Origin of the sequence: Planobispora longispora (assembly GCF_016863135.1) — a bacterium.
Lineage (GTDB): Bacteria > Actinomycetota > Actinomycetes > Streptosporangiales > Streptosporangiaceae > Planobispora > Planobispora longispora.
Genome location: NZ_BOOH01000023.1, coordinates 251,558 through 273,026 on the forward strand (window position 1 = coordinate 251,558; position 21,469 = coordinate 273,026).

Genomic DNA, 21,469 nt, shown 5'->3' on the forward strand with positions numbered 1-21,469 from the left:
TTCCTGTTCCGAGTTCCTGGTGATCGACGTGATCACCGTGATCGCCCTGATCGCCGCCACCAAGGAAAAGCCTTTCCGGGGCGGAAGTCCATACCGCGGGCGGCGTCGGACTACCTGCGGCGGGCTCCCGTACGGTCCTCGTCCAGGACGCTCCGGTAGACGGCCAGCGTCTCCTCGACGGTCCGGTCCCAGTTCAGCTGTTTCCGGACGAACCGCTCCCCCTCGGCCGCGAGCGACTCCCGCGCCGCCGGGTCCGACATGAGCTCGATCACAGTCCCGGCGATGTCGTCCGGATCGTCCCCGCGGACGAAGCGCACCGCCGGGCGGGCCGGGTCGCCCAGGAAGATCCGGGAGAAGCCGTGGCCGAGGATCGTCGGCTTCCCCATGGCCATCGCCTCGGTCGCCACCAGGCCGAACGGCTCGAAGAGCGAGGGGAAGACGCAGGCGTCGGCCATCTCGTAGTAGTCCAGCAGTTCCTCGCCGCCGACCCACCCTCCGGAGGTGCGGACGTGCCCGGACAGCCCCGCCCCGGCGGCGATCCGCCGTACACCGTCCTCGTCGCCCTCGCCGACGATCACCAGGCGCAGCCCGGGCGCCCCGGCGACGATCCGCGGCATGGCCTCCAGCAGCGGGTAGATCCCCTTCTGCCGTTCGATCCTGCCGACGAACAGCAGGACCGGGTCACCGGCTCCGATGCCCAGCCGGGCGCGCAGGCCGCCGGCCCGCTCCCGCAGCGCCTCCCCGTCCGGCCCGCCTCCGGCGAGCAGCCGCTCGAACGTGCCGCCCAGGCAGACCACCTCGATCGACGAACGGTCCCAGCCGGCGGCGGCGAGCCGGTCGCGCACCTCCGGGGTGGGGACCACGACCCGGCGGGCGACCCGTGCCAGCCACCGCTCCACGACGGCGAGCAGTCCCTTCGCCCCCGCGGTGCCGTTGCGGCGGTCGACGCCGTACTCGGTGGTGTGCACGTGGAAGACGACGGGGAGCCGCAGCAGGTGGTGGCAGAGCAGGCCGGACAGGAAGTTGGTGGAGTCGTGCACCGCCACCAGGTCGGGACGCCCGCTCCGGCCGGCGGAGAACAGCCGCAGGAAATACCGCCAGTTGCTGACCACGACGTTCAGCGTGAGCAGGGCGAAGTCGAGCCTGCGGGTGCGGTTGAGCCGCCGCCGGCGGCTGATCGCGCCGAACAGCCGGTTCCGGGGACGGTGGACGGCGATGCCCCCGGCGCGTTCGGAGACCGGCAGGCGGCCGTCGTTGAGCGTGAAGACGCTCAGGCGGTGCCCCTCGGCCATCCGCGGGGCGATCTCGGCGATGTAGCGGCCCAGTCCCGCGGTGATGTTCGGCGGGAACTGGGTGATGATGTGGGCGATCCTCATCGGCTGACCTCCGGATGGCGGGTGCTCGGCGCCCCCGCCCGGTACGCGCGGGCGGAGACGACGACCACGGCCGCGGCGAGAACGAGATTGGACAGGATGAACGCCACCAGCCCGCCGACCAGGCCCTGCCAGGCGATGAGGACGACCTGGCAGGCGAGGACGGGCGCCGCCGCGGCGGACAGGGCGGTGATGAGCACCTTGGCGCCCCGCACCCCGTCCATCGACAGCGCCGCCGAGTAGACGTTGAAGACCGTGTGGGCGCCGATGCCCAGGGCCGACAGGGCCATGAGGCCGAAGGAGTACGGATACTCGTCCCGCAGCAGGAGGAAGAACACCGCGCTCGCCGTGAACGACAGCACGGCCGTCGCCGCGAAGACGGCCGGGGACAGCCTCCCGATGCGGCGCAGCGCCGTGGAGGTGTCCATGACGGCCAGGGTCGGGAGCAGCACCAGGCCGATGCCGTCGGCGAGCACCACCCCCAGGAGGCGCTTGGGGAAGTTGTTGTAGATCGAGTAGACCCCCACCTCGGCGGGCTCCGCCCAGTGGTTGAGGAAGATCACGTCCACGCCGAACAGCACGGCGGTGAGGGCGCCGAGAGCGGTGAGGTAGGCGCCGTGCCGGTACAGCGAGCGGGCCAGCGCGCGCGACCACAGGCGCGGGTCGATCCGGTAGCCGACCGCCGAGACGAGGGCGAACAGCAGGTTCGTGCCGATCAGCGCCAGCAGGTACCAGTCGACGTCCTCGACGCCGAGCACGAGCAGGAAGTAGGCCGAGCCGCCCAGGTAGACGAGGGCGACGGCGACCTTCAGCCCGGAGGTGAGGGCGTACCTCCGCAGGCCCCTCAGGAAGCTCTCGGTGAGGTAGTTCACCGCCATCGCCAGGGAGAGGGCCAGCGCGAGGCAGAGGGTGCGCAGATCCACGCCCAGAACCGCGGTCAGGACGGGGGCGGCCAGCAGCCCCGCCAGAGCCAGGACGGCGCCCAGCACGAGGGTGGACAGCAGCGCCGTGGTGATCAGAGCCCGGTGCTCCTCGGGCCGGGACCGCGGGAGCTCCTGGTACATGACGAAGTGCAGGCTCATCACCATGCCGACGGTGACGATCAGCGCGATCGACAGGACCAGGGTGAAGCGCCCGAACTCGGCGGCGCTGACCCCCCAGGCCACCAGCAGCGTGGTCGAGGCGGAGATCCCGCTGGCGATCGCGTTGACCGCCATCGGGGCCGCGACGGCCCAGCGGCGCTCCGGGGCCGCGCCGGCCCGGTGACGCCTGCCGATGCGGAAGGTCACCGCGCCGCCTCGGCGTAGGCGGCCAGCGTCCGCTCGGCCGTACGGGACCAGCTGTAGCGCTCCCGCACGTACGCGGCGCCGCGGGCGGCGATCCGCGCGGCCCCCGCCGGGTCGTCGAGGCAGCGCGACAGGGCGTCGGCCAACTCCTCGGGACGGTCGTGCGCGCACCGCACCGCCCCGTCCCCCACGACCTCGGGAGAGTAGCCCGGGCCGACGAGCACCGGCCGGGCCAGCGCCATGGCCTCCACCGCGACCAGCCCGAACGGCTCGTACACGGACGGGAAGACGCACACGTCGGCGGCGAGGAAGTGCGCGAACAGCTCGGCCGAGTCGAGGAACCGGTAGTCGGCCGCCACGTGCTCGCCGGCGCCGACCTCGCCGATCAGCCGCGCGACGACCGCGTTGTCGTCGGTCTGCGGCAGCTGGGCGCCGATGATCACGACCCGCAGGTCGCCGTACCGCTTCACCAGGTCCGGCACCGCCCGGATCAGGGTCTGCACGCCCTTGTGCGCGGACAGGCGGCCGGCGAAGACGACCAGCCGGCCCTCGCCGCCCGGCAGGTAGCGGCCGCGCACCCGCGAGGCGACGCGCGCGCGCTCGTCATCGGGCAGCGCGGCCAGCCGCAGCAGCTCCGGCTCCTCGAAACCGTGCGGCAGGACCCGGAGCCGCTCCTTCGGCCAGCCGCGGGCCGCGAGATCGTCGCGGACGCTCACGCTCGGCACGATGATCAGATCGGCCAGGCGGGCCTGCGCCGTCTCCAGCGCGTCGAGACAGGCCGCGTGCAGGGAGCGCCTCCCGGACCGGGCGGCCTCCGGGTCGGCGTTGAGCTCGCGGGTGTGCACGTGGAAGACCACCGGAAGGCGGCCCAGCAGCCGGCACACGATGCCGGCCGGGGCTCCCATCCAGTCGTGCACGGCGACGACCGTTCCGGCCCGCCCGGCCCGGGACCGCCCCGCCTCGGCGCGCAGGACGCGGCCCGCGACGCGCGCGTTGAAGGCGAGCAGCCCGGCGATCCTGGCCGCCCGCCGGAGCACGCTCGGCGTGCGCGAGTCCCTGGCGTGGTCGCTGCTCGCCGTCGTCAGCCGGTGCAGTGTGACGTCGCCCCGACGTTCGATCCGGGGTGAGCGGCCCTTGCGGGCCGTGCCGTACACCGTGACGGGGACCCCGCCGCGGCTCAGGGCCGCCATCATGCGCTCGGCGTAGCGGCCGAGCCCGCCCACGACGTCCGGGGGGATCTCCGAGCAGACGATGTGAACCCGGCGGAGCGGCCCGGGATCGGGGGTCAGCTCGCGCATCGCGAATACGCCCTCCGGGTGAACTCCAGATCGGCGGGGGTGTTGATGCCCAGGGCCTCGGTGGGGTCGGCGACCGGCACCACCGTGGTCCGCCAGCCGTGCTCCCGCGACAGGTACGGCAGGAACGGCAGGAAGTTGACCTCCCCGGTGACCGACCCGAGGCGGGCCTCGGCCAGGTAGCGGGTCCAGGCCCGCGGCAGCCCCTCCGCGCTGAGGCAGAAGACGCCGACGTCGCTGAGTCCTCCGGGGTCGCACTCGTCCCCCTCCCTGGACATGCGCACCCGCAGCAGGGTCGAGGAGGCCGCGTCGTAGTCGTACTGGACGTAGGGGTCGGGCAGCGGGACCAGCGGGAGGACCAGTCCCGGCTCTCCCCCGGACACGCTTTCACGATGGGCCCGCACCACCTCGCCGACCGTCCGTGACGACAGGTTCGCCTGGTCGCCCCAGACGACCAGGATCGCGTCGTGGCCCGCCCAGTACGGCACCGCGGCCCCGAAGACGGCGTCGCCCATGCCCGTCGGCTCGGCCTGGACGCTGACGGAGACCTCTGCCCGCTCGATCGCCTCGGCGGCCAGCCGCCGGAAGGGGGCCTCCCCCTCCGGGGAGAGCACCACGTGGATGTGCTCCGCCCACGGCGTGAGGCGACGGCGCAGCAGGTCCCAGACCGTGACGCCCTCGGCTATCTCCAGCATGATCTTCGGGATGCCGAGGCCGAGCCTGGACCCCTGTCCCGCCGCGGGGATCACCGCGCAGACACGTTCGTCACCCAATGGGGTTCGCCTCCATGCCGAGAGTCTCCGTGCCGGACTGCGTGCCGGGCTGTATGTCAAGCTGCGTGCCAGGCTGCGTGCCGAGAAGGGACACGACCTCGTCCAGATCCCGCACCCGCACCGCCCCGGCCACCGGGACGTCCCCGTGCACCTGGAGCGTGAGCAGTCCCGCGCCGACGGCGGAGGCCACCCCGTGGGCGGAGTCCTCCAGCGCGACGGCGTCGGCGGGATCGACGGACCAGATCTGGCACGCCCGCCGGTAGAAGCCCGGATCGGGCTTGCTGCACGGCACGTCGTCGGCGGTCAGCACGCCGCGGAAGTACCCGGTCAACGCGGAGGCCGCCAGGACCCGGGTGACCGAGTCGCGGCTCCCGCCGGTGACGAGGTAGGCCGCGCACCCCCGGTCGGCCAGGAGCGTCAGCAGCCGGTGCGCGCCGGGCAGGACCGCCACGGCCCCGTCCCTGACGTACGCGCGGTACAGGTGCTGTTTGCGCCCGGCCACCCGCTCGACGAGGGCCGGCGGCACGCCCAGGTCCTCCACCACCTGCCGGGTGCTCGCCCCCATGTGGGCGCCGTAGTCGAAGGAGCCGAGCGCCTCCGGCGAGATCTCGGCGAGCGCGGCGCGGAAGGCGGCCTCGTGGGCGGGGGCGGAGTCGACGAGCGTGCCGTCCAGATCGCACAGCCAGGCACGCCGCCCGGCGAGCGCCGCGGCCGTGCGGCGTGCGGTCGCGCTCATCCGGTCCCCAGCAGGGAGGTCTCGCCGACGATGCGGGCCAGTGCGGCCACCGTGCGGGTCCCGGAGTGCACGCCGGGCCGCCGCGGGTCCTCCAGGTCGGCCGTGACCCATCGCGGCCCCGTCCCGGCGCTCCCGGCGGGACCCTCCGGCGCGGCGGACCCCGTCCCCGCGGACCCGGCGTGGCAGAGGACGTGGGTGACCATGCGCCGCTCGTTGCGGGGATCGCCGAGGTAGCGCAGGGTCCGGTTCACCAGGGCGCGGGCGTCGAGTCCCTGGACGTCGTGGTCGTCCTCGATGTTGACCACGAACACCTTGGCGGCGGCGCGGCTGACGGCGATCGCGTCGGCGATCCCGGGGGTGAGGTAGCTGGGCAGCAGCGACGAGTGCGGCGTGCCGGGCCCGTACACGATCAGGTCGGCGTGCGCGACGGCGTCCCCGGCCTCGGGATTGAGGGAGATCTCGGCGCCGCCGCGGGCCAGGACGCGCCGCCGGTGCTCGTCGGGGAGCGCTTCCAGTACGGCCCGCCGCCGCGGGGTGACCGGCCTGTCGAGGAGGAACAGGTCGGAGATGGCCACCGCGTCCTGCGGGGCGACGATGTCGGCCTCGTCCGCCAGGAGCCGGCCGTCCTGTTTGAGCGCCACGAGGAAGGCGTTCTCGCCGCCCGTCACGTTGACGAGCCGCGCCGGCGACTCGAACGCCTCGGCGCAGGAGCGGATCGCGGCGTTGAAGTCGCGGCCCAGCCGCAGGTAGGCGCCCGCGAACACGAGGTTGCCGAGCGCGCAGTCCCCGAGTTCGAGTCCGGGCCGGTCGTCGAGCGCCTCCGTCAGGACGGAGAGGTCGCGCGCCACCGCGGCCCTCGTGCGCGGTGGCAGCATCCCGTACGCCGTCCCGCGGGCCAGCCCGTCCGCGAGGCGGTCGAGATCCTTGCGGGTGGCCCGTGCGGGCAGCCGGTGGTCGAGCACGCCCTTCAGCGCCTCCTGGCGCGGGTCGCCTCCGTGGAGGTGCAGCAGGAGGTTCTTGCGGAAGTCGGAGGGGCCGAGCATCCCGGGCAGGTAGCGGCGGAGCGCCCCGGTGGACTGCCCGTTGTCGTATCCGTTGATCAGCACGGACAGGTCGAGGTCCGGCACGCCCAGGAGGCCGCGGGCGATGCTGGCCCCGCCCCGCCCGCCGCTGAACAGGACCACCGAGGCCCGGTCGAGGTACGGCGCGATCATCGGGCCTCCAGCGGCAGGTCGGCGCGCTCGCCGGAGAGGGCGGACGCGGCGGGGGGCGCGGTGGAGGACCGGGCGGAGGACCGGGTGGGGGGCACGGCGGGAGACGCGGCAGGGGACGCGGCGGGAGACCCGGTGGGGGGCGCCGCGGGGGGCCGCAGCACGCCCCGGCGGAGCAGCCAGTGCCGGTATCCGAGGTAGCCCACGAACAGGGCCCGGTCGCGCGCCCCTCGCCAGAACCGCCATCCCCGGCTGCCGCCGCCGCGCTCCCTGTGCTCGATCGGAACCTCGATCCAGTCGTGTCCGAGCTCGACGACCCGGGCGGTGATCTCGGTCGAGCAGTTCATCCCGCCGGACTCCAGCGGCAGGGCGCGGAAGAGCGGGCCGTACACCACCTTGAAGATCGAGTTGAAGTCGCGGTACCGGGTGCCGTGGAGCAGGTTCCCCACGGCGCCGCTGAGCGCCGACCCCCACCGGTACGGCAGGCCGTCCGCCTTCCTGATCCTGGCCCCGGAGAAGGCCGTCCCCTCGCCGCGGCGGATGCGGTCGAGGAACCCGTCCAGGTTGGCGATGGGGAACTGGCCGTCGGAGTCGAGCAGCGCGACCCAGTCGAGGCGGGTCGCGGCGATCGCGGCGGCGATCGCCGCGCCCGCGCCGCGGTTGCGCGTGAAGCCCACCACGACGAGCCCGGGGCACTCCCGGCTCAGTTCCTCCAGGATCGCGCGGGTGGCGTCGGTGCTGCCGTCGTCGCAGACGACGATCTCCCACGCGCCGATCACCGGGTGCCCTTCCAGGTACTCGCGCCACTCCCCCACCGACGCCGCGATGTTCTCGGCCTCGTTGAAGGCGGGCGCCGCGACCGAGACGTCGACCGTCCGGGACGCGGCGGAGACGTGCGGCATGTGCTCGCCTCCCGTGGTCATCGCGGGCCGCCGGACGGTGCGACGCCGAGCAGGCGATCGATCCACCGGTCTACTGGGAGCGCTCCCACAGCGATGATGAGGGGAACGTGGACCAGAGTGAACAAGACGGTCGCCCCGTAGGAGATCGGCCCGCCCGTGAAGATCGAAATGTGCGGCGCGTCGATGACCGGGGGCAGCTCGACCGGGTTGACGAGGTACCACATCAGGTCGAGGAAACCGGAGAACACGATGACGATGCCGTTCACCGCGATCTTCAGGCAGTTGCCCGGGGTCCCGCCGCCCAGCCGGTGGGCGGCCGCGACGGTGAGCACGATCCCGGGGTAGAGCAGCAGGTAGACATGCGTGTAGAAGCTGTCACCCTCGGCGCGTGCGACGTCCCCGTAGTAGAAGTAGCTGATCCGCGGGATGACGTACCCGGTGAAGAACACGAAGGGGACGTACAGCAGCCAGTGCAGGCGCGGGGACGACCAGGGGAAGAAGGCGATCGCCGCGCACAGGCAGGCGAACGCGACCAGCTTGACGCCGAGCTCCCACACCGCCTCTATCTCCCTGCCGTGCGGTGTGGCCAGCCAGACGAACGCCGCTCCGGCGCCGCCGACGGCCAGGGCGACCCACCACAGGTGCCGCGCCCACGCCCGTTCCGACCTCAGGACGGCGCCCCGGGGAGGCTGCGGATGCCCGATGACCGGGGCGCCGCCGTCGAGGAGTCCAGGGGAAGACGGAGTTCCCCTCTCTACTGCCATGGCTTCAGCACCTTTCTTCCGTTGCCGGCGCTCCGGCGCCCGTTCGGGTCCGGCACGTGGGACCCGCCGGGGCCCGGGGAGGTCGCGCTCGCGGTGCACGGCGGGCGAGGCGCCGGGGGAGGCTGAGACGGGGGGTGTTCGGCGTCGGGTTCTCCCAGGAGGGACCGACTGATGAGTGAGGCACGGGGAGCGCAGAGCGAAGACGCGTCCCGCCCGCATTCCCCGAGAAAGTTGCTGCAAAGGATCATAGTGCTTTCAGTAACTTTCAGAAAGACCCAACAATCCGCCGTGCTGCCGGAATGTATCTTTCCGCAACTCCACCGTGATGTCTCCCGAACGAGGGCGACTCTCCCAAATCGGGCGACTCTTACAGATAACGGCGAAAAAGTGTCAAGGTGGAATGTGGAACCACCCGCCTCCGGGTCCGCTCCGGGCCCGCTCCGCCGACGTGGCGGGAACGCGACGGGCGACGACGCGAGACCCCCGTCCCGATCTCCTCACCAGGTGAGGAGCCCGACGACCCCGCTCGGGCTCACGATAAGTTGACGGCCATGACAACGCGTATCGCTGATATCGCGGCCCACTCCGGGGTCAGCGAGGCAACCGTGAGCCGTGTTCTGAACGGCAAACCGGGCGTCTCACCGGCCAGCCGTCAGGCCGTTCTCAGCGCCCTCGACGTGCTCGGCTACGAGCGCCCCGCCCGGCTCCGCCAGCAGCGGGCCGGGCTCGTCGGCCTGATCGTGCCCGAGCTCTCCAACCCCGTCTTCCCGGCGTTCGCCGGAATCGTCGAGGGCGCACTGGCGATGCGCGGCTACGCCGCCGTTCTCTGCACGCAGGCGCCCGGGGGCATGCGCGAAGACGACTACATCGAGTTGCTGATGGAGCGGGGAGTGAGCGGAATCATCTTCGTCAGCGGCCTGCACGCCGACTCCACGTCCGACCGCACCCGCTACGTCCGGCTCGTCGAGAGCAGGCTGCCGATCGTCATGATCAACGGCTACCGTGCGGACATCGAGGCCCCGTACATCTCCAACGACGACGTGACGGCGATGGAGATGGCCGTCGACCACCTGGCCGCGCTGGGCCACCGGCGCATCGGCCTGGCCGTCGGCCAGGACCGCTTCGTCCCCTCGATCCGCAAGACGGAGGGGTTCCGCCGCGGCGTCTCCCGCCACTTCGACGACGACCTGCCCGACGGACTGGTCGTGAACACGCTGTTCACGATCGAGGGCGGCCAGGCGGCCGCCCAGCTGCTGCTGGAGCAGGGGTGCACCGCGATCTGCTGCGGCAGCGACATCATGGCGATCGGCGTGATCAGGGCCGTCCGCCAGCGCGGGCTCCGCGTCCCCCAGGACATCTCCGTGGTCGGCTTCGACGACTCGCTGTTCACCCCGTACCTCGACCCGCCCCTCACCACGATCCGGCAGCCCGTGCGGGAGATGAGCCTCGCCGCGGTGAGCGCCCTCCTGGACGAGATCGGCGGCACCAAGGGCCCGCGCACCGAGCTGCTCTACCGCCCCGAGCTCGTGGTGCGCGGGAGCACGGCCCCGGCCCCGCTGTCCCTGTCCACGGCGGCCGGCGCCTGACCTTCCGGGAACGCCCGCGTTCCGGAAAACCCTCGGGGACCGGCGCCTCCCGGGGACCGGCGCCTCCGCGGGGCCCTGCCGTACCACGCGTCCGCCGGGATCCCTCGGGGTTCACACGGGAACACGTCCGGCATACGCTCCGACCGGACACGTTCCCGGCGGGCGGAGCGCCCGGGGGAGGGCGCGGGCGGAGGCATCGTGACGATCGTGAGCGAGCTGGACCTGCCGGTCTTCGACTACTCGGCGCCCGACCTGACCGGAGAGGTCTACCACCGGCGGCTGGCCGAGGTGGCCGGGCGGGGCTGGCTGGCCCAGGGGCCGCTGTCGTACGTGGTGCTGGACCGGGAGTCCGGCGAGTTCTTCCTGCGCTCGCGGGCCACGGCGTTCCCCGGCAGGCAGATCGCCGAGCTGTTCGGCGTCACCGCGGGCCGGCTGTGGGAGCAGATCGACGCGAACATCCTCAACCAGAGCGGCGAGCGCCACCGGCGGCTGCGGGCGCTGGTGGGCCCGGCCTTCACCCCGCGGGCGGCGGACCGCTGGCGCCCGGCCATGCGGGAGTTCCTCACGCTGCTCTGGGACGGACTGCGGCAGGACGGGAAAGCGCAGGGCGAGAAGGCACGGAATGGGGAGACGCGGAACGAGAAGGCGGGCGGGGAGGCGGGTGGGGAGACGGCCTCGTGCGAGTTCGTCGAGGCCGTGGCCAGGCCGTACCCCGCGCTGACCGTCGCCGCGGTGCTCGGCGCGCCGGCGGCGGACGCCCCGCGGCTGCACGAGTGGTCCAACTGGGTGCAGCGGCAGTTCGACATCCGCTCGCTGGCCACCGAGCTGCCCCGCATCGAGCGGGCCGTGGCCGAGGTGTACGACTACGTCGAGGAGCTGCTCGCCGAACGCCGCGTCGCGCCGGGCGACGACCTGGTCAGCGCGCTGCTGGCCGCCGAGGAGGAGGGCGAGCGGCTCTCCCACGCCGAGTGCGTCAACCTGGTGCTGAACGTGCTGGCCGGCGGGGTGGACACCACCCAGGCGCAGCTGGCGCACGCGCTGCGGCTGTTCGCCGGGCACCCCGGCCAGTGGGAGCTGCTGGCCGCCGACCCCGGGCTGGCCGGGCGGGCGGTGCAGGAGGTGCTGCGCTTCGAGCCGATCACCCCGTTCACCGCGCGGGTCTGCCTGGAGCAGGTCGAGTACCGGGGGGTGGTCTTCCCGGCCGGGTCGATCGTGGCGGTCTGCGCCGAGCGCGGCAATCGCGAGATCGAGGCGGGCGAGGCGTTCGACATCACCGCCGAGCGCGACGCCCGGCTGCTGACCTTCGGCGCCGGGGCCCACTACTGCCTGGGCGCGAACCTGGCCCGGGCCGAGCTGGAGGAGGCGCTGGCGTTCCTGGCCCCGCGCATGCCGGATCTGACCCCGGACGGCCCGCCCCGGTTCGGCGGCGTGGAGGGCATCTACGGCCTGGAGGCCCTGCCCCTGCGCTGGTCCTCCCCTACGGCCCCCGTATGACCGGACCGGCGCGACCGCAGGCGCTCACGTTTTCCGTGTCGGACATAAGGGCATAAATCACCCGGTCCGAGCGGCTGCCGACAGCGGTCCCGCTGCGGCGAAGAAGGCGGCTCCCCTCCCACCCGGACTCGAGATCATGACGTGAAAGGGCGGGCAGCCATGCAGCACGACGAATTCATCGGACGGGTCCAGGCCCGGGCCCAGCTGCCGAGCCGGGGCGCGGCCGAACGGGCCTGCCGGGCGACCCTGGAGACCCTCGGGGAGCGCGTCCCCGAGGGACTGGCGGACAATCTCGCCTCCCAGCTCCCCTACGAGATCGGCGAGAACCTCCGGCGTACGGAGGTCTACGACGGAGTCGGCACGGGAGAGGGCTTCGGCCGGGACGAATTCATCCGGCGCGTCGCGGACCGGGCCGGCGTCGACGGGCTCGAGGCCGCCCAGCTGGCACGCGTGGTCCTGGAGGTCACCGACGAGGCCACCAGCGGATTGATCATGAACGTCGTCCGCGAGAGCCTCCCATCCGACCTGCGCACCCTGGTCACCGCAGGCACCCGGCACTCCACCGGCTGAACCGGGAACACGTCCGGGGACACGACCGCCCCCACCTCCGGAACCGACCGCCCCGGCTCCCGTCTTCGACAGCGGCCCGCATCGCGGGATGAACCATCCCGCACAGAACCTTCACACGTCCTCCCCGATTCCGCCGTACGGCGGTGCTTGGCTTGCCCCATGGGACAGGAACGACATGCGGGCCGGCGTCTTGAGCCGGTCCCTCCGGAACAGATGCGGCAGGGAGAGAATGCGGCGGCTGCCCCGTCGAACGGCTCACGGGAGCCGTCCCTCCACTCGTTCCGGGAAGACATGCATGCCTGGAAGCGATTCCGCAGGCGGCGAATCCGCCGTTCGGTGACCGCCCTTACACCATTCCTTCTGCTCTACGCCCTGTTCACGGCACCACAGTGGATCCACGACCACCGGTTGAACGGCCTCGCCGACCGGTTCCTGAACCATCCCCTCCCTCCGGAAACCGATGTCGCCGACGACGAGGTGCAGTCGTCAGTAGCGCTGCGCGGCAACGGCAACCACTGCGACTACCGCCTGAGATTCAATCTGCGGTCGAAACTCCCGGTGAGCGAGATCGAGAGCCACTACGAATCCGCCGCCATCGGCGTCGAGGGCGGCAAGGTCTCAGTCACCGTCTGGACGCCTTCGGACGCTCCGCCCTTCCCTCTCACCTTCGACGACCGGTTGGTCATCGTCGAAGTGCAGGACATCCTGCATGACCCCGGCTGGGACCCCCGGTGCCACTGACGGATGCCCCCTCGCCGACGACCCCGGCTGCAGAGGGTAACCACAGATGGACATCCTTCGGCCCCACCGACGTGCTGCGCCATCGGGTCAGCACCGCTTCGGTCATGGGCGACGCCCCGGGCATCCTGGCCGCAGCCCCCGCCTGGGCGTCCCCGTGGTGGTCCTGCCCTTCGTCAACACCGCATTCACTTCCCGTGTCCCGTTCCGCCGCAGCATCGAGCAGCTCGGCGCCGAAGGTGTGCGCGTCCCGCTCGGTCCTGGCGAGTTCGAGCTGGGATACAACACAGGATTCGCCTCCGCCGGAGGTGAGGGACCACTTTCCGGCTTCCGCGAATGGCTGATCATGAGACTGGGCACGGAGAGCAGCCTCGGACGGGAAGGGCTCGTGCTTCAGCTCATCCTGTCGGAGGCGTCCTTCTCCTCGCCCTCTCCCGACGCTGACGCCCAGGCGGTTGCCGCTCTCTTCGAACTGCTCGACCGGTTCATGGAGGAGTGCGCCACAGAAGGGGACGCAGCCAACATCATCGAGAAGTACCACGCTTGGCACCAATCCTGGCTCGATACCGTGCGATCCTCTCACCGCAGACACCAGCCTTGAGCACTGCCGAATTGTTCTTATGAGATATCAAGGGCGGCGCTACGCGCCGCCACGCGACCCGGGCTTGCGGGCCACAGGAGAATGGATGCCGAGCACAAAGTAGGCGAAACTCGCAACATGGCGAGACTAAGTCCTGGCTCTTCAGAGGAACTGACCGCCCCCGACGGCCGCACCTGGCAAGTGCGGAGACGCAAGCTTGACCCCAGGACTGTCCGGAGCCTGATGCGCCACCACGATGTTCCGGTCCTGCTGGGCGAATCCGGCGGCTTCGACTTGCGCTGGATCCCAGACGGGGAGCGGAGTGCTCTGTCAGAGCTGGTACTCCGGAACTACGCACTCCCGACCGAGCCTGCGGCCTCTGACACCGTGTACATGGGCCACGAGTTCGGCGATGAAGCCGGACAACGTCTGCTCTACATCGAGGAATGGTGCTAAGGCTCGCGGACATCCGTCGGCCGCTCCGCTCCCCGCAGACAAGCGAAAGCCGCCACGGACTACCGGACTCGAACCGGCTCATCCCTGCAAAGGGTGTTAGCGCGAAGCCAGTAACGAACTTTCCCATTCGTCTTTGCCCGTGGCGGCACCCGAAGGATAAGCCACCGAAAACAGTGGCTGGAAAGCCTGCCTCCGGCGGGGGCAGATCAAGTACGCCGGAAGGGGCTGATAGGGCTGGTCATGGTGGTGGTGGCGGCCGGAGATGGCAGGATGACGTGCCGGACGCCGGTTCCCGGGAGGAAGACATGCGGCAGCGACTCAATCTGATTCTGCTTGGTGTGCGCGATGTCGCCGCCTCGGTCGCGTTCTACCGGGAACTGGGCTGGCGAAGGTCCACGGCAGGCTCGGACGAGTTCGCGTTGTTCGAGTTGGGTGGGGTCGCGGTCGCGTTTCAGTCCCGGGAAGCCTTCGCGGCCGACGCCGGTCTACCCGACCGTCAGCCGGGCGGCTTCGCCGGATTCGCCCTGGCATATGTGGCCCGCAGCGCCGAGGAGGTGTACCAGGTCATGGCCAAGGCCGCCGAGTTGGGCGCCACCGTCACCCGCCCGGCCGGCCCGAATTCCTGGGGACACAGCGGATACTTCGCCGATCCCGACGGCCACCTGTTCGAGGTGCTCTACGAAGACGGTTGGATCTTCGACGAACACGACGATCTGGTGCTCTGACCGCCTGCCCTTGAGGGCGGATCGGGAACGCCGGAAAGAGGTGACGGAAGTCGGCGCACCGGGCAGAACCCGGGTTCCGCCCGGTCACCCTGTGGCGTTATCCCAAGTCAGCGCCACCATATCGAAACCCTTGCCGATTCGCTCTCGTGGATGATCCGGCAGTAGGCTGCCGAAACCCGCTCTCGACGAGCAGCGCAACGGGCCGCGTCACTCTTGGCCCCTTTCCGGCGCACTTGGTCTGCCTCCCTTCGGAGCACGGTCGAGGCCGGAGGGCGCGACGGCGATGGCGTCGATCTCGACTCGGACAGCGGGATGGAACAGTGCGGTGACGCCGATCAGTGCACTGGCGGGCGGTGCTGCGGGGTCGATCCACCGATCGCGGACAGCCCGGATGGTCTCCAGGGAGCGGTCGGGGAGGTCGCGGACATACAGGGTGATCCGGGCCAGGTGGGCGGTGGTGGCACCGGCACGTCGCAGAGCGTCGGCCACATGGGCGAAAGCGGCGTCGAGTTCCGACGCGAAGTCGTCGGGCACCTCTCCGTGGACGTCCATGGCGGTCTGCCCGGAGACGAATAAGAGGTCGCCCCGGATGTGAACGGCGTCGGAGATGCCAGGGATGGTGGTGCTGGGCGTGCGGGTGAGGATTGTTCCACCAGCGGCGGGAGGCGGCGGGAGGTGCATGGTGTCTCTCCGGTGAGATGGGTGATGGATGGGGCGGTGACGGCATGCGCCGTCCGGAGTGCTGATGCGTTTCTGCGATGGATGAGATGAGTGGGGGCGGCGGGGGTGGTTTCCGCGTCGCCGCCCCCCGATCTGGCCCGGGCTCTGGCCCGGGTCCCGCTCTGCATGGGGTCCTCGCCCGGACGCCCGGGACCCCTGGAGTGATTTCCGACAGGTGTCAGCGCCTCGCGAGCGCGTACGGAGCGTCCGGTTGCGGGCCGGTGCCCTCATGCGCGGCGATCCAGCGGTCGTGCAGCCACATCTCGGTGCCCCGGCGGCCCGCGCCGCCGTCCCAGCGCACATCCCGCTCGTAGGCGAGGACCGTTCCCCGGTCTCCGACGATGACCCAGGTGTACAGGCCGTTAGGATGCCGGGTCTTGACCTTCGTACCGGTCACAACCCGCTTGCGCCCCGCCTTGTCGCGGATCTCTTCATCATGCTGGTCCACCCACTGCACATCGAGCCCGGCGGCATGCTCGGCCGCGAAACCACGGAGCCAGTCGAAGGCAGCCCGTTCCGCCCGGTCGGCCTGCGGTCGCGGTCGGCCCGCGGTCGCGGCCGTCAGCCGTGTGTAGCCCAGCAGGGTGCCTTTGTCGTCGACGACGACGGTGAGGTGTTCACCGCCGAGGGTGCGGGTGGTTCCCGGCTCGTAGCGCACAACGGTCACCGGACGCTCGTCGTGCCGCTCCCGGCGCGTGTGCACCGGTCGCCAGCCCTCGGGCACGGCCAGGCCCGCGTGCTTCAGTGCCCGCTCGGCTCGCTCCACGGAAATCTCCCGGGGTTTGATGTCAACGTCGATACCGGTGGTGCGGATGGTCGGTGCGACGGGTGGTCCGCCATCGGCAGCAGAGACGCCCGCAACAGTGAGCGCGGCCAGGAGCGCGCCCGTCCCGACGGTGAGCAGAGCCTTCGGCATGCCGCTCGCGGCGGACGTGAAGCGTTTCATCACCGTGCCTCCCGGGTGGCGCGGCTGCGGAGAGCGATGAACGCGGCACCACAGGTCGACAGCGCGACCCCGCCGGCGGCCACAGCCGCCGGCAGCACCACGGGTGCCCGCCCCACGGCCCGCCCCACGGCCGGCCGCGCGGCGTAGCCGGCGCTGAAGGCGGTGGCCGTCCACCCGGTCACCTCAGCTGTACTCAGCCGCCCCCCGCCGGTCCGGCCGAGCATGAGCAGGGTGGTCGACAGTCGGCCGATGACCGGTGAACTCGCCGTACCCAGCACTCTGACGGTCCCCGGGGAGGCGACCTCGGGGACGGCGGGCGGAGCCGATGCCGCGCCCGCGAGATTTGTCTCGATCATGCCGTCATGAAACCAACCAACTAGTTGGATGTCAATCCTTCACCCTTTCGGGCCCACAGGAGAGAACTGGCGTGTACTTCTCTGACACTTCGCCGAGGAGCAAAGGTCTGCACCGGTCTACGATGCGGCACTGACCAGGAAGAAACTGCTCGAGGCCGCCCGGCAGGAGTTCGCCGAGCCGGGGCTGGCCGGGGCGCGCGTCGATCGCATCGCCGCCCGGGCCGGCGTCGGCAAGGAGCGCCTGCACGGCCGCTTCAGCAGCAAGGAGGCACTCTTCGCCGCAGTGATCAGCATCGCGATGGATGAGCTCTCCGGGCCGGTGGCCCGGCCGCTGGATGACATCGCGACCCGGGTCGGCCCGGTGTACGACTTCCACCGTGAAAGGAGTCCCACCCTCGGACGGCCACCCGGACACCCGGCGCGCGGATGCTTCGGCGCCCTACGGGCCGACGGGCTTTTCGAACCAGTGATGGACGTAGGGCTCGGCGTTGAACGCGTCCACCTCCCGGTATCCAGCACTGCGGTAGATCCCGATCGCCCCGGTCAGGACGCGGTTGGTCTCCAGGCGAAGCGTCCGCACGCCGCACTCTGAAGCCGCCATCGAATCTGCGCGCTTGGAGCGGGCCGGCATTCTCACCCTCGCCGACAGGGGCTACCAAGGTGCCGAAGGGTCGATCGTCACGCCGTGCAAAGGCCGGAGCAAGCCCGTCGCGCAGCAACAGGCAACCATTCCCACGCCCGGCTACGCGATCCCGGCGAGCGCGCCAACGCCCAGCTCAAGAGCTGGCGCACTCTCCGCTGGAGCCCCACAGTGAGGCCGGGCACCTGTGCAAGGCCATCGCCGTCCTGCAGGACTACGAGATCACCCGAGAATGAGAAAGGTTCAGTGCTCACTCACTTGGGCCGACGCTGTCTGGGCCGATACTGAGCGACGCGTTCTGCCGCCATACGTTCCCGTCGTTCTTGATCCGCGATCTCACGAGGAGTCGGCAGTCGCCGCTTCTCATGTCTGATGGCCAATCGGATCGTCCAATAGAGGAAGAAGAACAGCAGCGCGGCCAGAACAACCCATACGGCCCATACCATCAGCACGAGCAAAATATCGACGATCTGCATCCGATCCTCCGCATAGGGGGAACCAGCATGCCTAATCTTGCAACCTGCGTCCATCGACGTCCACCGTGCTGGACATGATCGCCGCCTCCGTGCTCATGGAATGGGCACGAGAGAGTGGCCGTGAGTCGCTCGGTGAAGTCTTATTCATATGCTCCCTGCTCTTCCAGATCGCATTCCTCTTCGGTGTGGTTCGGCTTCTCCTGCGTGACTTGCGGCGGGGCAGTGGTTTCTTCGCGCCTCGGCGGCGGAGGGAGCCGCGAAACCTTTCCGAACCGCCGGGCTATTAGCAGGCCGTTAAGGGCGGTCAACAGCGGTCAGTCACGGTAACTCACGGGGAGTTCTCCGCCCAGCTCGCGGTCCGTAGGGTCCGAGATCGGACCGATTTGCAAGCAGGGTGTCAGGAATTCGGGTCTTCCTATCTAGTCAACGGCTCAGGGTGCCGGGACACTCACCTTTCGAGAGCGTCTGACGGCGGCGTTTCGGTGAGCCAGGATGACCATTCCCACGATCAAGGCCGCTCCTCCGGAGAGCACGGCGAGCGCCGCCATGGCGGTCTCGCCGTCCGGATCGCCGACACCGGAGGGCCGGCCGTCGAGCCATCGCATGACGACCAACCCCAGAGCCACGACCAGAGCTCCGAAGGTGAGGGTGATCCCTCCCAGGACAAAGCCCGGAGGCGCGGGCCGAGGGCGTTTGCGCCAGGGACTGATCTCCCAGGCACAGATGGTCAACGCGATGGGAACTGAGAAGAACTGGCCAACGTCGAGGCCGATGAGTGTGGCCAGGGCCAGGTGCTCGAACTCATCGCCGCTCTGGATCCACAGGAGAGGAAGCGGGGCGACCCCGATGAGGAGTCCGAGGGCGAGGGCTCGAATGATCCACATGCCCGGCATGCTCTCAGATGGGGAGGGGACGAGTCGCGTGCGGAAGGAGAGTCAGGGAAGGGGCCACCCCTGATGAGAGCTGCATTCCATCTCCAGAATGCAGCCCTCTTGAAAACCGCTACCAACGCTGGCTGGCGCGGCACGGCGTCGGCGGTCTCAGCCGCGAGAGGGCTGCTTCTCAGGGCAGTCGGCCTCCTCCCACGTAGCGGTCAGGTCTCGACAGACCACCATCACCGTTCCCGGCCGGAGGGCGATCTCATGGCTGCATCCATCCGGATGCGGCAGGATCTCGTCGAGGATCACCACACTGCGCGGCTCGATCCCGGAGGGTGCGGCGATGTCGAGTCTGTAGTCCGACACGCCTTCGTAGCGGATGACGAGGTCCTCTTCGTGCTTCCAGCAGTTGTGCCGGAACGCGAGTTCCATGAAGTGCTCTCCCCCGGTCCCGCCGAACGAGATCTGTTCCAGCTTGAGGTCCTTCACACACCGAGGGCCGTAGAAGTCGTAGTGCAGGGGATCCGTCGCGAACACACGGGCACCCGCCGGCAGTGCGTCGGCGAACTCGGGAAGCCGTTCCAGGTAGGTGAGCGGGCTGGTGACGCCATGGATGACACCACCGGCGGGCAGGGGCATCGAGGCGTTGAGGTCGACGTACTTCATGTGTCGGCCACCTCCGGAAGCATGCGGATGCGACCATCGCGGAACGTGCACGGAATGATCTCCATCTCACTCACCGTGCCATGGTCTGTAGTCGCCGGCCACCGCATTACGGAGCCATCGACTGCCGCTCCACTTCTCATCCGACGGTCACGGGTTCGGGCGCTACAGGGAGCGCGATCACATGGGCTTCGTCCGGTTCCCGTACTCTGCGCAGAGCGAGGTCAAGGCACATTCAGGGCACATGACGTCGCGATCACACGCGAAACGACGAGACCTGCGCCGCAGGTCGGCGGGGGTTCCGCTGGTGCGGCGCAGGCTCTCAGGTCAGGTCAGCCCTTGATGCAGATGAGCTGGCGCAGGTGGGCGACGACCTCGACCAGGTCGGACTGGGCCGCCATGACCGACTCGATGTCCTTGTAGGCGGCGGGGATCTCGTCGATCACCCCGGTGTCCTTGCGGCACTCGACGCCCGCGGTCTGGGCCTTGAAGTCGTCCAGGCTGAAGGTCTTCCTCGCCTTGTTCCGGCTCATCCGGCGACCCGCGCCGTGCGAGGCGGAGTTGAACGCCGCCGCGTTCCCCAGGCCCTTCACGATGTAGGTTCCGGTCGCCATCGAACCGGGGATGATGCCGAACTCGCCCGAGCCCGCGCGGATCGCGCCCTTGCGGGTGACGAGCACGTCCACGCCGTCGTACCGCTCCTCGGCCACGTAGTTGTGGTGGCAGGAGATCGGCTTGTCGAACGTGATGTTCGGCAGGTGGCGCTGGAGCACGTCGCAGACCAGGGCCATCATGACCGCCCGGTTGCGGCGCGCGTAGTCCTGCGCCCAGAACAGGTCGCGCCGGTAGGCGTCCATCTGCGGCGTGCCCCCGAGGAACACCGCGAGGTCGCGGTCCGGCAGATCCTGGTTGTGCGGCAGGCCCCGCGCCACCTCGATGTGGCGGTCGGCCAGTTCCTTGCCGATGTTGCGCGACCCGGAGTGCAGCACCACCCAGACCACGCCCTCGTCGTCGGCGCAGACCTCCAGGAAGTGGTTGCCGCCGCCGAGGGTGCCCATCTGCACCTCGGCCTTCTCCCGCTTTCCGCGTACGGACGGGTCCAGCTCGTCGAAGCCCTTCCAGAACTCCGCCCAGCCGGTGCCCTTGAGCCCGTGCAGCTTCGCCGGGTCGACCGGCAGCTTGTGGTGCCCGAATCCGACCGGGACCGCCTGCTCCAGCTTGGAGCGCAGGTAGCGCAGGTTGTCGGGCAGGTTCTCGACCTTGTAGGAGGTCTTCACCGCGGTCATGCCGCAGCCGATGTCCACGCCCACCGCCGCCGGCGAGACCGCGTCCCGCATGGCGATGACCGAGCCGACCGTGGCGCCCTTGCCGTGGTGCACGTCCGGCATCACCGCGACGCCGTGCACCCAGGGCATCCCGGCCACGTTGCGCAGCTGCTGCATGACGTTCGTCTCGACCTCGTCGGGGTCGGCCCACATGCGGATTGGCGCCCGGCCACCCATCACCTCGTTGTACGTCATCCCTGCGTCGCCTCCCTCCGGTCGATCAGTTGCGAACGCGCTCAATGACGCCAGAAACCCCACAGACCTCGCAACCGAATTACGTACCCCCAGTCCAGGTGAACAGCCACGACGTCGCAGACCTTCCCGTACGGCGCGCGCCGCCCGCCCCCTCCCTCAGGCCGGCGCGCCCGCGCTCGGACACTCAGCCGAAAGGGGCACCCTCCTGAAACGGACGATCACCCGAAACGGACGATCACCTCTCGGTTCACAGATCCGCCTGCAATGACAGGGACATGGGCACGAACCCGTGCGCCCGATAGAAACGGATGGCGTCGGAATTGGCGGCGTACGCCGACACGGTGGCCCGATTGGCGCCCTTTTCCCCGGCCCATGCGAGAAACCGGTCGACGAGCTGCGCGCCCACTCCCCGGCTCCGCCATTCCTCGGCCACCCGCATGCTCACGAGCTCGGCCGCCACCACCCCCGGGCGCAGCGCGTCGGGCTCTTTCATCTGGCCGGTGAGGTGCCCGATCACCGGCCCGTCAGGCGTTGCGAGACGCGCCAGGAGCGCCAGGCACGCGGGGCCGGTGGCCATCATGGTGTAGTAGTCCCGGCCGTCCCGCTCAGGCCATTCCACGTCCATGAACGGATCTCGCCTGCCGCCGTCCTCCCGGAACAGCGCACCGGCGGAAACCATCAGGGCGGGAACGTCTCCGGCGGTCGCGGTGACGATGATGATGTCCATGACATCAGAGACTATTGACCGCCATTAATCATGTAAATTTTTAATCCGCGTAAA

Annotated in this window: 23 protein-coding genes; 6 read left to right on the top strand and 17 right to left on the bottom strand. The window is 70.2% G+C overall.

Translation table 11 applies throughout. The features are described from left to right. Nucleotides 1-110 precede the first annotated feature (110 nt). From Plo01_RS16955 to Plo01_RS16990, 8 genes are read right to left on the bottom strand one after another with little or no spacing between them, the layout of a single operon-like run. Nucleotides 111-1,376: a glycosyltransferase family 4 protein gene (locus Plo01_RS16955; RefSeq protein WP_203891547.1), complete on the bottom strand. Its 1,266-nt coding sequence runs from the start codon at nt 1,374-1,376 to the stop codon at nt 111-113. Continuing rightward, a complete protein-coding gene (locus Plo01_RS16960; RefSeq protein ID WP_239316488.1) occupies nt 1,373-2,662 on the bottom strand; it encodes a lipopolysaccharide biosynthesis protein in 1,290 nt (429 codons plus the stop codon). The genes Plo01_RS16955 and Plo01_RS16960 overlap by 4 nt, the downstream gene beginning before the upstream one ends. Then, nucleotides 2,659-3,957 (bottom strand): glycosyltransferase family 4 protein, encoded by a 1,299-nt coding sequence (locus Plo01_RS16965; RefSeq protein WP_203891548.1) that lies wholly within the window; start codon nt 3,955-3,957, stop codon nt 2,659-2,661. The genes Plo01_RS16960 and Plo01_RS16965 overlap by 4 nt, the downstream gene beginning before the upstream one ends. Further along, a complete protein-coding gene (locus tag Plo01_RS16970; protein ID WP_239316490.1) occupies nt 3,945-4,727 on the bottom strand; it encodes an NTP transferase domain-containing protein in 783 nt (260 codons plus the stop codon). Before Plo01_RS16970 ends, Plo01_RS16965 begins: the two co-directional genes overlap by 13 nt. Further along, nucleotides 4,720-5,463: an HAD family hydrolase gene (locus Plo01_RS16975; RefSeq protein WP_203891549.1), complete on the bottom strand. Its 744-nt coding sequence runs from the start codon at nt 5,461-5,463 to the stop codon at nt 4,720-4,722. Before Plo01_RS16975 ends, Plo01_RS16970 begins: the two co-directional genes overlap by 8 nt. Next, nucleotides 5,460-6,677 carry a 2-phospho-L-lactate transferase CofD family protein gene (locus tag Plo01_RS16980; RefSeq protein ID WP_203891550.1) on the bottom strand — a complete coding sequence of 406 codons (1,218 nt, stop codon included), beginning with the start codon at nt 6,675-6,677 and terminating at the stop codon, nt 5,460-5,462. Before Plo01_RS16980 ends, Plo01_RS16975 begins: the two co-directional genes overlap by 4 nt. Further along, entirely contained in the window at nt 6,674-7,597 is a 924-nt protein-coding gene (locus Plo01_RS16985; protein ID WP_239316492.1) for a glycosyltransferase family 2 protein, read from the bottom strand. The genes Plo01_RS16980 and Plo01_RS16985 overlap by 4 nt, the downstream gene beginning before the upstream one ends. Next, entirely contained in the window at nt 7,594-8,340 is a 747-nt protein-coding gene (locus Plo01_RS16990) for a hypothetical protein (protein WP_239316494.1), read from the bottom strand. The genes Plo01_RS16985 and Plo01_RS16990 overlap by 4 nt, the downstream gene beginning before the upstream one ends. Before the next feature lie 551 nt (nt 8,341-8,891). On the opposite strand from Plo01_RS16990, the gene Plo01_RS16995 reads away from it, so the two are divergent. From Plo01_RS16995 to Plo01_RS17020, 6 genes are all read left to right on the top strand, one after another. Beyond that, on the top strand, nt 8,892-9,926 hold the full coding sequence (locus Plo01_RS16995) for a LacI family DNA-binding transcriptional regulator (protein WP_203891551.1): 1,035 nt from the start codon (nt 8,892-8,894) through the stop codon (nt 9,924-9,926). Between the two features lie 198 nt (nt 9,927-10,124). Beyond that, nucleotides 10,125-11,420, top strand: a complete 1,296-nt coding sequence (locus Plo01_RS17000) for a cytochrome P450 (RefSeq protein ID WP_203891552.1) — start codon at nt 10,125-10,127, stop codon at nt 11,418-11,420. 159 nt (nt 11,421-11,579) lie between these two features. Next, nucleotides 11,580-11,990 carry a DUF2267 domain-containing protein gene (locus Plo01_RS17005; protein WP_203891553.1) on the top strand — a complete coding sequence of 137 codons (411 nt, stop codon included), beginning with the start codon at nt 11,580-11,582 and terminating at the stop codon, nt 11,988-11,990. Nucleotides 11,991-12,281: 291 nt separating this feature from the next. Beyond that, nucleotides 12,282-12,731 (top strand): hypothetical protein, encoded by a 450-nt coding sequence (locus tag Plo01_RS17010; protein WP_203891554.1) that lies wholly within the window; start codon nt 12,282-12,284, stop codon nt 12,729-12,731. 154 nt (nt 12,732-12,885) lie between these two features. Beyond that, the gene (locus tag Plo01_RS17015; protein WP_203891555.1) at nt 12,886-13,329 is read left to right on the top strand and encodes a hypothetical protein; all 444 of its coding nucleotides are present in this window, start codon (nt 12,886-12,888) and stop codon (nt 13,327-13,329) included. Between the two features lie 740 nt (nt 13,330-14,069). Then, on the top strand, nt 14,070-14,489 hold the full coding sequence (locus Plo01_RS17020; protein ID WP_203891556.1) for a VOC family protein: 420 nt from the start codon (nt 14,070-14,072) through the stop codon (nt 14,487-14,489). Nucleotides 14,490-14,696: 207 nt separating this feature from the next. On the opposite strand, the gene Plo01_RS17025 is transcribed toward Plo01_RS17020, so the two are convergent. The 9 genes from Plo01_RS17025 to Plo01_RS17065 form a co-directional block, all read right to left on the bottom strand. Further along, nucleotides 14,697-15,170, bottom strand: coding sequence for a RidA family protein (locus Plo01_RS17025; protein WP_203891557.1), 474 nt, complete (start codon nt 15,168-15,170; stop codon nt 14,697-14,699). A gap of 217 nt (nt 15,171-15,387) precedes the next feature. Next, nucleotides 15,388-16,155, bottom strand: a complete 768-nt coding sequence (locus tag Plo01_RS17030; protein ID WP_203891558.1) for a hypothetical protein — start codon at nt 16,153-16,155, stop codon at nt 15,388-15,390. Further along, nucleotides 16,155-16,511 (bottom strand): hypothetical protein, encoded by a 357-nt coding sequence (locus tag Plo01_RS17035; protein WP_203891559.1) that lies wholly within the window; start codon nt 16,509-16,511, stop codon nt 16,155-16,157. The genes Plo01_RS17030 and Plo01_RS17035 overlap by 1 nt, the downstream gene beginning before the upstream one ends. A 439-nt stretch (nt 16,512-16,950) precedes the next feature. Then, entirely contained in the window at nt 16,951-17,091 is a 141-nt protein-coding gene (locus Plo01_RS40300; RefSeq protein ID WP_239316496.1) for a hypothetical protein, read from the bottom strand. A gap of 314 nt (nt 17,092-17,405) precedes the next feature. Next, nucleotides 17,406-17,627 carry a hypothetical protein gene (locus Plo01_RS17045; RefSeq protein ID WP_203891560.1) on the bottom strand — a complete coding sequence of 74 codons (222 nt, stop codon included), beginning with the start codon at nt 17,625-17,627 and terminating at the stop codon, nt 17,406-17,408. Nucleotides 17,628-18,058: 431 nt separating this feature from the next. After that, nucleotides 18,059-18,511, bottom strand: a complete 453-nt coding sequence (locus Plo01_RS17050; RefSeq protein WP_203891561.1) for a hypothetical protein — start codon at nt 18,509-18,511, stop codon at nt 18,059-18,061. A gap of 156 nt (nt 18,512-18,667) precedes the next feature. Continuing rightward, the gene (locus tag Plo01_RS17055) at nt 18,668-19,171 is read right to left on the bottom strand and encodes a hypothetical protein (protein ID WP_203891562.1); all 504 of its coding nucleotides are present in this window, start codon (nt 19,169-19,171) and stop codon (nt 18,668-18,670) included. A gap of 329 nt (nt 19,172-19,500) precedes the next feature. After that, entirely contained in the window at nt 19,501-20,688 is a 1,188-nt protein-coding gene (locus Plo01_RS17060; protein WP_203891563.1) for an RtcB family protein, read from the bottom strand. Nucleotides 20,689-20,935: 247 nt separating this feature from the next. Continuing rightward, nucleotides 20,936-21,415 carry a GNAT family N-acetyltransferase gene (locus Plo01_RS17065; protein ID WP_203891564.1) on the bottom strand — a complete coding sequence of 160 codons (480 nt, stop codon included), beginning with the start codon at nt 21,413-21,415 and terminating at the stop codon, nt 20,936-20,938. Between the last annotated feature and the right edge of the window lie 54 nt (nt 21,416-21,469).

What these genes read in the sequence shown, in the direction of transcription:
- Plo01_RS16965 (WP_203891548.1), bottom strand. Translation starts at nt 3,957, where the DNA reads ATGCGCGAGCTGACCCCCGATCCCGGGCCGCTCCGCCGGGTTCACATC.
- Plo01_RS16980 (WP_203891550.1), bottom strand. Translation starts at nt 6,677, where the DNA reads ATGATCGCGCCGTACCTCGACCGGGCCTCGGTGGTCCTGTTCAGCGGC.
- Plo01_RS17005 (WP_203891553.1), top strand. Translation starts at nt 11,580, where the DNA reads ATGCAGCACGACGAATTCATCGGACGGGTCCAGGCCCGGGCCCAGCTG.
- Plo01_RS16985 (WP_239316492.1), bottom strand. Translation starts at nt 7,597, where the DNA reads ATGACCACGGGAGGCGAGCACATGCCGCACGTCTCCGCCGCGTCCCGG.
- Plo01_RS17025 (WP_203891557.1), bottom strand. Translation starts at nt 15,170, where the DNA reads ATGCACCTCCCGCCGCCTCCCGCCGCTGGTGGAACAATCCTCACCCGC.
- Plo01_RS17055 (WP_203891562.1), bottom strand. Translation starts at nt 19,171, where the DNA reads ATGAAGTACGTCGACCTCAACGCCTCGATGCCCCTGCCCGCCGGTGGT.
- Plo01_RS17050 (WP_203891561.1), bottom strand. Translation starts at nt 18,511, where the DNA reads ATGTGGATCATTCGAGCCCTCGCCCTCGGACTCCTCATCGGGGTCGCC.
- Plo01_RS17060 (WP_203891563.1), bottom strand. Translation starts at nt 20,688, where the DNA reads ATGACGTACAACGAGGTGATGGGTGGCCGGGCGCCAATCCGCATGTGG.
- Plo01_RS17020 (WP_203891556.1), top strand. Translation starts at nt 14,070, where the DNA reads ATGCGGCAGCGACTCAATCTGATTCTGCTTGGTGTGCGCGATGTCGCC.
- Plo01_RS17035 (WP_203891559.1), bottom strand. Translation starts at nt 16,511, where the DNA reads ATGATCGAGACAAATCTCGCGGGCGCGGCATCGGCTCCGCCCGCCGTC.
- Plo01_RS16975 (WP_203891549.1), bottom strand. Translation starts at nt 5,463, where the DNA reads ATGAGCGCGACCGCACGCCGCACGGCCGCGGCGCTCGCCGGGCGGCGT.
- Plo01_RS16955 (WP_203891547.1), bottom strand. Translation starts at nt 1,376, where the DNA reads ATGAGGATCGCCCACATCATCACCCAGTTCCCGCCGAACATCACCGCG.
- Plo01_RS17030 (WP_203891558.1), bottom strand. Translation starts at nt 16,155, where the DNA reads ATGAAACGCTTCACGTCCGCCGCGAGCGGCATGCCGAAGGCTCTGCTC.
- Plo01_RS17065 (WP_203891564.1), bottom strand. Translation starts at nt 21,415, where the DNA reads ATGGACATCATCATCGTCACCGCGACCGCCGGAGACGTTCCCGCCCTG.
- Plo01_RS16990 (WP_239316494.1), bottom strand. Translation starts at nt 8,340, where the DNA reads ATGGCAGTAGAGAGGGGAACTCCGTCTTCCCCTGGACTCCTCGACGGC.
- Plo01_RS16995 (WP_203891551.1), top strand. Translation starts at nt 8,892, where the DNA reads ATGACAACGCGTATCGCTGATATCGCGGCCCACTCCGGGGTCAGCGAG.
- Plo01_RS17045 (WP_203891560.1), bottom strand. Translation starts at nt 17,627, where the DNA reads ATGCAGATCGTCGATATTTTGCTCGTGCTGATGGTATGGGCCGTATGG.
- Plo01_RS17010 (WP_203891554.1), top strand. Translation starts at nt 12,282, where the DNA reads ATGCATGCCTGGAAGCGATTCCGCAGGCGGCGAATCCGCCGTTCGGTG.